Source organism: Candidatus Firestonebacteria bacterium RIFOXYD2_FULL_39_29 (assembly GCA_001778375.1).
Taxonomy (GTDB): domain Bacteria; phylum Oederibacteriota; class D2-FULL-39-29; order D2-FULL-39-29; family D2-FULL-39-29; genus D2-FULL-39-29.
In genome coordinates this window covers 13,680-26,800 of record MFGV01000015.1, presented here as the reverse complement: position 1 = coordinate 26,800, position 13,121 = coordinate 13,680, and the positions used below count along the sequence as shown (strand labels likewise).

10 protein-coding genes are annotated in these 13,121 nt (G+C 42.0%); 1 reads left to right on the top strand and 9 read right to left on the bottom strand.

All coding sequences use genetic code 11. From position 1 onward, the window contains the following. Positions 1 to 217: 217 nt before the first annotated feature. Entirely contained in the window at positions 218 to 1,933 is a 1,716-nt protein-coding gene (locus A2536_04015; protein OGF47796.1) for a hypothetical protein, read from the bottom strand. A 568-nt stretch (positions 1,934 to 2,501) separates the two neighbouring features. On the opposite strand from A2536_04015, the gene A2536_04010 reads away from it, so the two are divergent. Then, complete coding sequence (locus tag A2536_04010) at positions 2,502 to 3,062, top strand: hypothetical protein (protein ID OGF47795.1); 561 nt, start codon at positions 2,502 to 2,504, stop codon at positions 3,060 to 3,062. 115 nt (positions 3,063 to 3,177) lie between these two features. Here A2536_04010 and A2536_04005 read toward each other — a convergent pair whose 3' ends face one another. The 8 genes from A2536_04005 to A2536_03970 form a co-directional block, all read right to left on the bottom strand. Further along, positions 3,178 to 3,489, bottom strand: coding sequence for a hypothetical protein (locus A2536_04005; GenBank protein ID OGF47794.1), 312 nt, complete (start codon positions 3,487 to 3,489; stop codon positions 3,178 to 3,180). 115 nt (positions 3,490 to 3,604) lie between these two features. Continuing rightward, on the bottom strand, positions 3,605 to 4,912 hold the full coding sequence (locus A2536_04000) for a hypothetical protein (GenBank protein OGF47793.1): 1,308 nt from the start codon (positions 4,910 to 4,912) through the stop codon (positions 3,605 to 3,607). A 263-nt stretch (positions 4,913 to 5,175) separates the two neighbouring features. Then, positions 5,176 to 6,762: a hypothetical protein gene (locus A2536_03995; protein ID OGF47792.1), complete on the bottom strand. Its 1,587-nt coding sequence runs from the start codon at positions 6,760 to 6,762 to the stop codon at positions 5,176 to 5,178. Then, on the bottom strand, positions 6,749 to 8,578 hold the full coding sequence (locus A2536_03990) for an NADH dehydrogenase (GenBank protein ID OGF47819.1): 1,830 nt from the start codon (positions 8,576 to 8,578) through the stop codon (positions 6,749 to 6,751). Before A2536_03990 ends, A2536_03995 begins: the two co-directional genes overlap by 14 nt. Before the next feature lie 548 nt (positions 8,579 to 9,126). Then, positions 9,127 to 10,833 carry a hypothetical protein gene (locus A2536_03985; protein OGF47791.1) on the bottom strand — a complete coding sequence of 569 codons (1,707 nt, stop codon included), beginning with the start codon at positions 10,831 to 10,833 and terminating at the stop codon, positions 9,127 to 9,129. Then, positions 10,826 to 12,103 carry a hypothetical protein gene (locus A2536_03980; protein ID OGF47790.1) on the bottom strand — a complete coding sequence of 426 codons (1,278 nt, stop codon included), beginning with the start codon at positions 12,101 to 12,103 and terminating at the stop codon, positions 10,826 to 10,828. Before A2536_03980 ends, A2536_03985 begins: the two co-directional genes overlap by 8 nt. After that, a complete protein-coding gene (locus tag A2536_03975) occupies positions 12,093 to 12,662 on the bottom strand; it encodes a ferredoxin (protein ID OGF47789.1) in 570 nt (189 codons plus the stop codon). Before A2536_03975 ends, A2536_03980 begins: the two co-directional genes overlap by 11 nt. A gap of 106 nt (positions 12,663 to 12,768) precedes the next feature. Further along, entirely contained in the window at positions 12,769 to 12,993 is a 225-nt protein-coding gene (locus A2536_03970; GenBank protein ID OGF47788.1) for a hypothetical protein, read from the bottom strand. Between the last annotated feature and the right edge of the window lie 128 nt (positions 12,994 to 13,121).

The following is a 13,121-nucleotide window of genomic DNA, read 5'->3' as shown; positions in this document are numbered from 1 at the left end:
CACCCCTCCGAAACACCTTTAATTATTTTTACTTTAATATTATTATCTCGTAAAAATATTCTGCTTTTTAAAGATCATTAACAAGTTTCCTTCTCTATTCATTAACATTTTTTGTAGTTGTCTCATTTATGAGGCCAAAGCGCTTGATGCTTCTTTGCCCGCCAATCTTTTTGGAGCGAATCAAGCAACTACAAGTTCAGAAATTTAATTGTGTCTCTTACTTGTCCTCAAGAGGCAGACGGAAGGCTGCCATTTCTTTGGTGTTGCGGAGTAAGAGGACACTGCCGGCAATGGCCGGGTGGTTCCAGGTTTTGCCGGTGATGGCGGAGAAACGCGCGAGTTCTTTGAACCCTTTGGGGTCCGCGGGAACCAGTGCCAACTCTCCTTTTTCCGAGAGAACCAAAAGAAGATCCTGATCGGCCAACAGAATTAGCTCGCCGGAATAGCGTCCGTCTTTCCACTTGCGCTCGCCTTTTTCTATATCTATACACGTGAGGCTCGGGATGTCAAAACCGTAGACATAACCTTTGTGAATAATAATGTCGTTTGAGTTGGGTTTTAACTTGGTTGATGTCCATTTCTCTTCAATAGACCATTTACCGGCCGTGTGCTTAAGTGAAATACGCCGCAGTCCTTTTATCTCACCCATATCTATTAAAATGTCAGTATCGTTAATAAGTGCCGGTTGAATGGTCCGGATACCTTCTTTCACTATCTTCCATAATTCCTTTCCATCGTCAACTGCGTAGCCGGCCACGCCTGCTTTATTCATAAATACTATTTGTCTAACACCGTCTAAAGTCAATAAATGTGCTGAGCTGTAACTTTCTCCGGTATCAGAACCATTCCAGCGCGGCTTTCCGGTAGCAATGTCATAAGCAAGGATTCTACTTGAAATCGCTACTACTACAACGCTGTCAACTACCAAAGGCGAACTCGTATAACCCCAGACCGGGATCTTTACGTCGGTATCTTTTGCCGCATCACGCATCCACACAAGATTGCCGGTACGTTCATCAAGCACGTTCAGTAATCCTGTCGCGCCTAAAGTATAAACACGGCCTTTACTTATGGTAGGTGTCGAACGGGGGCCGGCTCCCGCATGTGAATCCCAGAAACGGACTTTATCGCCATGCTTCCATACAGGTTTGCCGGTATTTAAATTATAACAAGTAACCATCTCGTATTCCCCGCGCTGTTCCTGCGTGAAGATGAAAGAACCGTGTACCGCAAAAGATGAGCAGCCCGGACCAATAGGACTGCGCCACATTTCAACCGGAGGATTTTTAGCCCAATCAGTCCCTATCTTTATACCTTTAGCAATGCTGTCTCTGTCTTTTCCACGAAATCCCGGCCATTCGGCTTCTTTTGCTATGTCTGCCTGAGTCAAAGATGTTGTTGTCAGATTATCACCGATTTCTGAAAGCAACTTCTCTTCGTTTGTCTTTGCCCAACGCCAGTTAAGATACTGCCCGTTTTGTACGGTCATTCCATCCGTACGCAGAAGTAACCAGAAACCGGTGGAAAGTAATATGGTAAGTACCATAGTTATACGTCTGAGTTTATTTCCAAGATTACGGCTTGCCGCCGCCCAGATGACAAAAGCAAGGCTTAGTACCGGAAGAGAGAAGAAGATGAACATGAGTCCCATGTTCGCTGTCGAAATAGACGCATCAAGGAACGGAGTTATCCCGACCAGCACCGCAATCATCAAAACAACACCAGCCCAGCGGTCAAATTTTGCCGCCCTGCTGAAGAACGCCCACCAGATAACAACCGCCAACCATAAAACCACCCCGCCCAATATCCCGACAACAAGCGTATCCGGCCAGATAACAGGCGCAACAAATCTAAGCACCCACTGCAACACCACAATAGCAACCCCCGGCCAAAGCCGAAGCGATTTCTTCAGAACAATTTCATTCGATTCCATTATTATTCTCCTTACATTAATTCTCTTCCCCCTTCTTTTTATAGGGGGAAGGTATGGATGGGGGTAATTTATCCTGTCTTTTTGGCCCTTAAGCCTGGTGGATTTCGCAAAGGATTTACGGTCAACTATTCATACCTTTGCTCAACTTCCCTCTGCTTTAATATTCTTTATCCTCTTCTCATCTACTTTCTATTTCGATTGCTCGATTCTCTGCTTTTCCGGGAAGGTACGGTTGGGGGTAATTTATCTTTACCGTCTGGAAATAGAAAACTACCTCCGGCATAGTAACAGCCCCAAAAACCCTTGCTAGTATAATTTTTCCTTTTCCGAACGACCTTAATCTAATTTAAATATTGTTCGTCCGCCAGTTATTATCGGCGGAGCTTAAAACTATCTAAAAGTAACACACCCTTTTAAAAGCAATTATACAGAATTAATGTATTATACAATATTATTTCATAAAAATATTCTAAATTTTATTGGTTTTGGAAGATTCCAATGTGGAACATTTTTATTGCTTATTAAAAGATATTTTTGTATACTATGGAAGCTCAAGGGAGAATTAAAAATGGAAAATAAAGAAGCTTTGTTTAATCCAATCAGGGAAAAAGTTTTCAAAATAAGAAATCAATATGTAATGCTTGACAGTGATTTAGCCGGATTATATGGAGTAGAAACAAAGGTATTAAATCAGGCTGTAAAAAGGAATATTGAAAGATTCGAAGGCGAAGACTTTATGTTTGAATTAACCCAGATAGAATATGATCATTTGCGGTCACAATTTGTGACCGCAAACAGCCTTAATAAATCGAGGGTTTTACCTTATGCTTTTACGGATAATGGACTTTCAATGCTATCTAGCGTACTAAACAGCCCTTTAGCTATCAGAGTAAACAGACAAATTATGAGGTATTTCAACCATATAAGAATACTAGAGTCGAGAAATGATGATTTCAGGAAATACGTTGAAACAAACTTTAAACTTATAGAACAAAAACTCAAAAAAGGTGATACAAACTTCGAAATTATTTTCTCCCTTTTCGACAGCTTTAAAAAACGTTTTGAACTACCCGCAAAGAGCACCATGAAATACGGATTTATAAAAGCCGAAGAAAAGAAAAACAAGTGAATGCATTAACAGAAATTAATTGTGTTGTCACTAATTTCTGGACTCATTTTTTATTTTTTCGGAAGATATTTTATGTTACCGGGGACAGACACCGAGAAAACACGTTGTCAGTCCCCTACACCGGCCAGTAGCCGCCTGTTTTTTTACTGCCGCGTCTTTCTATGAGTTTTTTCTCGATAAGGAATTTTATTTGATGTTCCAGCGTCTTTATCGAACGACCTTTAAGTGAAACACTAAGTGCTTTTGTCTTCATTCCAGGATTACTTTTTATTGCATTGAGAAGTGTTTTTAATCCCTCATTTAATCCGACAATATTGGAGGGTTTCGGCCTGAAAAATACGGTTGATTTTTGTCTGCTTTTTACAAGAAGCAGTAATAAGGCAAGAGAACAGAAATTCTTTATCTTAGATACTTTTAGTTGTCTCATTTCATGAGGCCAACAATGCTTGATAAATCAAGCAACTACAAGTTCTGATATTGTCAGAGTCAATTTTAATTCTCAAATAGTCTGTAACTTTTTGCTTTCACCAAACATCCAACCTTCAAATCCTCCAACCATCTAATTTTTCGTGCTCGAAAAATTCTACGTTCTCTTCCACCATTCTTTCTTGCGAGTAGTCTTTCAGGGCGGTTTGTCTGGCGTTTTTGCCGAAAGTATCGGCTTCGGACGGATTGTCCATTATTTTAAGGAGGCCTTCGGCGAGGGCTTCGGCGTTGTTTTGTTTTACGAGAATGCCGGCGTTGCCTTTGTTCACGAACTCACGGTAAATACCGGAGTCGGGGAGAACTACAGGGATACCGGAAGCCATAGCTTCAAGTACGGCAAAACCGCGGGATTCGGCAAAGCGGCTCGAAACGGAAAAGACGCTTAAATTTTTGAGAAATTCTGCTTTCTCTTTAAGATTTACAGGCCCAATATATTTAAAGTCTTCCAATAATCCTTTTTCTTTAAGGCGGGCTTTACACTTGTAAAAATATTCCTGCTTTTTGCTTCCGAGTATCGCACCGGCAACAGAAAGCGTTGCTTTTTTATTGTATTTTTTCCTGATGAGGATAAAAGCCTCAACCAGAAGGTCAAAACCTTTGGCGTACATTATCTTTGACAGCCATCCGATACGGAACGGCTCTTTTGTCCTTTCAGTCAAAGGGTTATAATAGGCCGAGTTAATCCCGGAAACTATCGGTACAACCTTGCTTTTTTCGACTGCAAGAAAATATGCCATCTCAGCTGCGTATGTGGGTGAAGGTGCAAGGAATTTTGCTACCGAAGAAGCATGCTTACGCATAAGAGCTTTTGCTTCCTCCGAGTAAGGAGCCGGTAGATTCTCTATAAAATCTTCCTCCCCCATCAGCTGGCAATATACAGGGACATTCAATCTTTCTTTTATCATCGGAGCAATGGAAATAAGCATTGAGTTCGTAATAACTACAAGATCCGGCTTTCCTTTTTTTCCCATCGCAGAGACAAGCCGCAAAACCTCCCTTCTCTGGTAACCCTCCGCGCCCTTTAAAACAGATACCGTAAGCGCCCCGAGCTTTTCCGGTTCAACATCCATGGAAAAAGACATCATAAACCTTAAAAATGAAGGAGACTCTAAAAGATTATCCAGTATCCCGGGATTTAAAGTACGGAATACTTTATATTTTTGTTCCAGGTAAGCTGTAATACCGGAAAAGTAAATCTTTTTTTCTTTTTGCGGAAGTTCAAAGTCGACTTTGACGGGTGTATAGAGAGTAAACACCTCAACCTCATGTCCTTTGTTGATCAAGCCCTGGGCAAGAAGCGCATCATGCATGCAAGCACCGCAGATCATCTCGCCGGCACCCGCTACAATCAGGTTTATTTTCATAAGTAAATAAACCTGTCCATAAAAGTCTTTAAAAGTCCGTAATGGTCCATAAAAGTAAGAGCCTCCGTAAAGAGTTAGAACGTTACATGTTATCCGCCCAGGTGGATTTCGCAAAGGGTTTATGGTCTTATATATACACCTTTGCTCAACTCTCTTCCTTTTAAAAATTCGGCGGGCGCTATTTCCGCCTTCATTAAATTGTCATTTGTCATTAGTACTTTGTCATTTCACCGCACTCAAATTCAAATACTGACCCCGTTTCACTACATCTTCGCCAATGCGCCAGTCGGACACTTTGCAACGCATTCCTCCGCTGTTTTTTCCATTACTTTATCTATTTTCTTATCAAACGGGACGTCTATCCTGGTGTTAAAACCTCTGTAAATATAAGTAAAACCGGATATTTCCTTGTTTTTGTTACTTATTTTAACACATATCCCGCACATTATACACTTTCCTGATTCATAAACAATTCCTGTCTTTTTAACATCCTGACTGAATCCCCGTTTTGCACCTTTATAAGCCTCGGTCTTTGCTCCATATTCTATGGAGTATTTTTTTAAGAGGCAGGTTTTTTCTTTTCTGCACGCGCACTTCAAACAACGCTTGGATTCTTCGAAAGTTTCCCCCCGGAGAAACGGAACTCTTTCTTCACCGGGATTTTCCTTTACAATTACGTTATCAACTATACTTCTCAACAACCTTTTTGACTCCGAAGCACCTTTAGAAAGTATTTCCAGCTCTTCCTTTGACACTTTACCCATTTTAACGGAGAAAGGTCTCTTCTCATATTCCAAAGACAATCCCTTTAAATAATTATTAATTGCTGTTGCCGCAAAATGACCGATTGCGGAAGCTCTCACTGCCAGAGTAGTTTTTTCTCCGGCAAAAACCCCTTTGATATTAGTTTCATGCGTAGCACGGTTTATCTTAGGTCCCGCAGGATCCGCTGCCAGACCCTCTTTCTTGAACATATCAAAAACTTCGTTATTCCAGCCTGATGCAAAAAATACGGCGTCAAAACTCTCAAGCAATTCCTTAAGTCTTATATCCCTGCCAATTTCTGTTTTTACTCTGACCGTGATTCCAATTTTCAAAACCTGCGCTATTTCTTTATCCAGAACTTTCTCACTTAACCGTTCTGCTTTCATTCCATACCTCAAGCCGCCGCCAAGTTTCTCGTTTTTTTCGAATATAGTAACATCATGTCCAAATTGCCTCAAAAAATACGCTGCTGTTAACCCGGCCGCGCCCCCTCCGATAACAGCGGTTTTCTTTCCGGTGCTTTTTTCCACAAACGGCAAATATGGAGCTCCGGAAGCAAGATCCAAATCCGCCGCATATCTTTTTAAGTGACATATCGCGACCGCTGAATCCTTCTCCTTCCGCCTGCAAACCTTCTCACAAATCTCCGGACATACCCTTCCTAAAACCGCAGGTAAAGCAACGCTTTTCTTAATAGTGGTTATTGCTGCTTTATTATCCCCCCTGCGCAACTCCTCAATGAATTTTGGGATATTTATATGCGCAGGACATCCTAAATGACATGGGCCCAGACAATCCCCTGTATGATCCGAAAGCAGAAGCTCCAATGCTTTCTTTCTGGCTTCTTTTACTTTATTTGAATCCGTTACAACGACCATACCGTCTTCTGCTTTTGCCGCGCAGGCAGGAATCAGATTTGTTTTGCCTTCTACTTCAACAACGCAAATAAAGCAGGAGGTGAGAGCCCCTGTTTCCTTCAAAAAGCACATTGTGGGTATAGAAATACCGTTCTCTTTTGCGCACTCAAGGAGCGTACTGCCCTCTTTAAATCCGTATGTTTTTCCGTTTATTTTAAGTTGTGACATCTATCGCCTCTGACGGACATATTGCCTTGCAGGAGTCACACTTGATACACTTCTCCTGATCAACTTCATGCTTCTCAAACGGTCTTGCCGTGATCGCATCCGAAGGGCAAGCCTGAGCGCAAAGTGTACAACCGATACATTTATCATTTACGGAATACTTTATAAGTTCTTTACACTTTTTTGCAGGGCATTTCCGCTTTGTATGGGCAATATACTCTTCCTTAAAGTATTTAATTGCGGTCAACACCGGATTTGGAGCTGTTTTCCCGAGCCCGCATAAACTCCCGATCTTAACATCCCTGCCCAGCTCTTCCAGTCTGTCAATATCGGAAACACTTCCCTCACCCTTGCATAACTTTTCCAGAATTTCCAGCATTCTCTTTGTCCCGACTCTACAGAAAGTACATTTACCGCAGGATTGATTTTGAATGAACTCAAGAAAGAACCTTGCAAAGTCGACCATACAGTCCGTATCATCCAAAACTACCAAACCTCCCGAGCCCATGATCGCTCCGGTACTTGTAATTTCTTCAAAATCTATAGGAAGATCTGCCATAACCTCAGGAACACATCCCCCCGAAGGACCGCCTATCTGAACAGCCTTGAATTTTCTGCCTTTTTTGACGCCACCACCTATCCCCTCAACAACTTCACGGATAGTCGTACCCATCGGCACTTCTATAAGTCCGCCCCGCTCCACCTTGCCGGCAAGCGCGAATACTTTTGTCCCGCTGCTCCTTTTTGTCCCTATTCCCGCATAAGCCGTTCCTCCATTTTTAATGATCCAGGGAACTGAGGCATACGTCTCAACATTATTAATATTCGTAGGACGACCGAACAATCCTTTTTCTGCCGGATAGGGCGGTCTGAAGTTAGGCATCCCTCTTTTACCTTCAATGGAGGCTATTAATGCAGTTTCTTCTCCGCAAACAAAGGCGCCTGCGCCACGGAACGTATGAAGCTTCAGGGAAAAACCTGAACCCAGAATGTTCTCACCCAATACTCCCGCCTTCTCGCACTCAGCAAGAGCTTTTTCAATATTTTCTAAGGCCAGAGGATATTCATCTCTTATGTAAAAATAACCTTCGTCTATCCCAATGGCAAAAGCAGCAATTGTAAGACCTTCAATAACTCTATACGGATAAGATTCGAGGAGCATGCGATCCATAAACGCCCCGGGATCACCTTCGTCACCGTTACAAATAATATATTTCTTTCCGCCAAGAGATTTCGACAGTCTGACGGTCTCCCATTTCACACCGGTCGGAAAACCTGCGCCACCCCGCCCGCGAAGCCCTGATATTTTTACTTGCTCGATCACTTCCCCTGGTTTCATATTCTTTACTGCCTTCTCAAGCGCCTTAAATCCGCCCTTAGCTCTATATTCATTTAAGTCAAGCGGATCAACCTCTCCCGAATTTTCAAGAACTATCCTTTTCTGAGGCTGAAGAAAAGCGCATTCCCCTCCTTCCTCTAATTTTATAGAATCAGCCTGCTCCGGCCTGTCATAATAATTAAAAGAAATACGATCCAGTCCCTTTTTGACAGTGTTTACAAGCCTTTTCATTGGGGTCGAAGATGTTAAATGTTTATCACATATTATTTTCACATCGTCAACGTTCACACCGACATAAAATACCGGCTCATTATTTGATCCTGCAATTTCAACAAAGGGGGTGCTATGACACATTCCGACGCAGCCTACTCTCTTTGTTACTGCCTCCAAACTGTTATCGGCAATATATTTATCAAAAGCATCCTTTACATCCTTGCTTCCCCCAGCAACACAGCAGGAGCCGAGCCCAATTTTAATAATAACCTTTCCTTTAACATAACTTTCTTTCGCTTCGGGTTTGTTTTTCTCAGGGTTTTGCGCCTTTCTCCGTAAAAAAAGGTCTATCATCTCCGGGACAAAGCGGCCTGTTACCTTGCCATAGGTTACTCCGTCTATTTTTACAACCGGAGCCAGGGTGCAGCAGCCAAAGCACGCGGCTTTTTCCACGGTAAACATATTATTTACATCTGTATCCTCTCCGTCTTTCAGCTTTAAATAGCGGCGGACAGCGTCAGTAATATACTCCGCGCCTTTTACATGGCAAGCAGTTCCGTGACAAACACTTATAATGTGCTTTCCCACAATCTTATGCCTGAATTGAGTATAAAAAGTCGCCACTCCTGCAAGCTCCGCCTGCGATATCTCCGTTATCTCGCATATCCGAAGAAGCGCTTCTTCAGGCAAATACTTAAAGTGCTTCTGCACCTTCTGAAGGATCGGCAATAATTTGGATTTATCCTTCCCGGTTTCAGACACTATCCTCTCTACGATAGAAAGGTCTATGTTGTTCTTATTTCCGCTTTGCATTTCTATTTTGACTCTCCACTTATGCAATATAAAAGTTTATCAGTCCGAATGTACATCCTGGAACCTGAAAAAGCCATAGAAGCCGACAGCTTTTCCCCTATTTCGATTGTATTTACAAGCTTTCCGGCAAGATCAAACACATACACCTTTCCTTTTTGCGAAGGTATGTATATATAATTTTCAGTTACAGCGGGTGAAGCCCAAAAATCATCTTCTAATTCATACTTCCAGATAATTTTACCGGTACCTGCATCATGACAAACAATATAACCGTTCATAGCAACTATTACTTTTGACTTTACAGCAACCGGAGCATTTATCGCCTGACTTTCTTCTTCATGCTCCCAAATTATATTTGTTTTGGTTATATCACCCTTTCCCTCCGGATTGATCGCGAAGACAGTTGTTTGAGAACCGACGCTCATTACAAATACTTTTTCATCCGTATAGGCAGGAGAGGTTGAAACTTCCCCCGAAAGGCATTCAGCCCGCCATAGTTCTTTTCCCGTTACAGGATCATAAGCTATTACCATTGAGGTTCCTGTTGTTATCAGTTCTTTTTTTCCTTTATAGTCTATTATTATCGGAGTTCCCCAGGAGGCCCCGTCAGGTCTTTTTGTTTCCCATATTATTTTCCCGCTCTTTTTATTCACGGCATATAGCTTTGACATACCTTCCCCGCTCTGATCCACCTGCAGAAGTATTTTATCTTCAAAAAGCAAGGGTGAAGAAGAAAGCCCGTAGGTATTTTCAGGTTTACCGAAGAATTTTACCCATTGCTGTTTCCCGTCAAAATCAAAACAAACAAGTATGTTAGTTGCGAAATAAGCGTAAACATATTTTCCGTCAGTCACCGGCGTAGGCGAAGCATAACCTGCACCTCCGGCCTCCTCCGACATAACCTCAATATCGTCAGTATTTGTTTTTACCATTACCATTGAAGACCAAACCAGCTTACCTGTTGAAGCGGAAAAAGATAAAACTTTAAGTTTCTTCTCCCCACTCCCTGTAACGAAAAGCCTGTCTTCGAATACTATCGGTGAACTATAAGCTATTACAGGCATATCTATTTTCCAGGAAATATTTTCACCTGTTTTAACATCCCAGGTTACAGGATACTTTCCGGATGTAACAACACCTTGCCCGGTAAACCCGCGAAAACTTGACCATTGCATTGAAAGATCGGCGCTTGTTTTTGTTTCAGCTTTCAACTGCCAGGGGAATCTTTCCTTCCCCCATGTTGAAAATAGAACAAGAAATAGTATCACAACAATAGCGGTAACAGTTGAAGAAAGAAGAGTAATATTATTCCCTTTAATTCTTGCCAAGTTGTATCCAGCGTCACCGTTTTTCTTCACCTCGGGCAACTTCTCACGAAGAAGCGTATATCCCCGGAAAAACAGTAGAGATAATATAAGAAAACCTATACAAATATCTTTTCCGTTTTCAAAAAACTCTGTCTTACCAAAATAGAGTGCTCTTTCCTGAAAATCAATCTCTCTGAAATGTTCCAACAGGGCTTTATTGGCGGGATTTTTTTCTATTTCCTGTTGGGCCTTCCCAACCACCGTAGAATCTTTAATATTCCCGGTCATACCTGTAAAGCAAGCATAAACAAGTACTGCTGCAGCTACGACAGTAATGACCGCGGAAGCGACAGCTGCCTGCTTTAACGTAATTCGGAGTATATCAATTAATCTTTTATTCATTTTTCTTTTTCAATGCTTCTCTATGTATAGGACAATCCATAAAACACCTGCCGCATGAAACACAGCGGGCGCTGTCCGGTTCGTAAATCTCTCTTTTTACTCTTCTTGTCGAATAAGCAACCTGTATTAAAAGAACAAGCAGTATAAAAACACCAAAGAACACCCCTCCTGATTGAAATTTCTGTTTTATTTCCTCCGCGCGTTTAAAAGGAGCCCCTTCCCCCTCCCCCTTCTTAACAAATTCCAAAGCATTTACTGACAGTTCTTTCTCCGCAACAACGCCCTTATCAAAAGCATGTATTTCATAGGCTAATTTAACATCAGAGTTGTAACCCGAAAAATATCCGCCTGCGAAATATCCCAGGAATGCTCCAAAAACAATGGTAATAATAAATGCAGCTATAAAAAAGCCGGGTCTGCTTTTTCTTTTTGGCAGATTTTCCGGTTTATTAATTGCTCCAAAAGGACAGGAGTTCTCACAGAGGTTACAGACAACACACTTATCCGGAGTTACCGTCACTTTATATTTACTAACGATAGCTAAAGGTTTAAGAATTGCAGAATATGGGCAGAAGAATCTACAGTAAGGCCTGCCGATGACTGTAGACAGGAGAACAAACACCCCTCCGGTTACAAACATATAGAAAGGTCCGGTCATACGGAAGAACGGAACGAACGGGTCAAATTTGCAAATAAGGAATACCGTATTATTTACGGCAAAAAGCACCGCTGCCCCGAGATAAATGTAGGCAATCACAGCGAGTGAGCGGTCAAGCCATTTTGGAATACGGATTTCTTTGATAAGCAGAAGATCTTGAAGAGCTCCGTGAGGGCAGGCTCCCCCGCAATACGCACGCCCGAAGAAGAGCGCAGAGATGAGCGGCAGCGCAAATATAATAACCACAGAGACCGGGATATAGTAACCCGGATTAAAAATAGCAGCAGCCACATCCTGTATAGAGCCGATAGGACAGATACATCCTTCTTTATAAAAGCCAAAATAGGCGAGGGAAAATAGTGATATCATCATTATTATATTTCGGGATCTTTTCTTCAGGGACGCCCAGGCGGATAGAAGTACGACTAATGCGAGAACCAAAATATCAATGTAAGCCAGTTCTCCTGACCGGGCTGCCGGCTTTTCCATTACAGGCCTCACATAATTAGTTTCAAACTCCGGTGGCGGAAACTTATACTCAGAAAATACAGCTGCTGCGCCAAGACAGACAAACAATAACGATATGAGAAACACCCGCAGCTTATTTCTCATTGTTCTCCTTGGTTATATATGGAGTATCTGAAGGCACCCTTACAAAAGCATTACTTGGACAGGCTTTTGCGATAGTACATTCATTGCAGTTTTTGCACCTGTCATGCCTTACTTGCAGCTGTAATGAGCCATTTCCAAATGAGGTACAGCCTTTTACGCATTTCCCGCACCCTACACAACGCGCTTCTTTAATAGTATATTCATAATATGGTTCTTCAATGAATTTCCGGCTAATAGCACCCGTCGGACATAGTTGGTTTTCCGCCCCCGTATTTAACTCCCGCTGTCCGGGCGTAAAATATCCAAAACAAAGGTTACAATACCCGCATATCGAAAAATTATGCACGCATTTTACCGCAGATACCCGTAGAACGCACTCAGTAGCGCATTTTTCGCACTGTGTGCACTTTAAAGGGTCAATCTGCCAGACAGCCTCTTTGCGCTTGACCCGACCCAATACCGCTCCGGCAACGCCTCCGAGGGAAAGGAGAAAGGCCCAGCGGACCACTTGACGAAGGAAATCCAGCCTAGAGATCTTATTTGTTTTATCGTTTTTCAATTTCCAACCCTCTTCAGAATTATAATGACTAAGTACTAGTGACTAATGACTATTTAATGTGGTATATAATTTTACAACTCCTTAACATAAACCCAGGACCTTGAACCTATCCTTTATTTTTCCATTTCTTTGTCAGCTCAGTTTTCGTCACAAGTGAACAGTTGCTTTTATCTTTACAGGAAAGGCATCTGTCATAATCGCGGCAGGTTTTGTCACTGAAGATACTTTTAATAGTCAAAAAACCCGCAAGCGAGGCAATTATTCCGGCGAAAGTATAACGGACGGCGCGTTCAATAAGCTCTTTTCTAGTAATCTTAGTGTTCTTTTTCAACTTATAGCTCCTTAGCACTAAAAACGTTAAAACATTCCACGTTATCACGTTACTCACGTTCTACACTATGGTGTTATTTCTTATTATTACACAGACACTGCAGACACTGGATCCCCGATAAGAACACT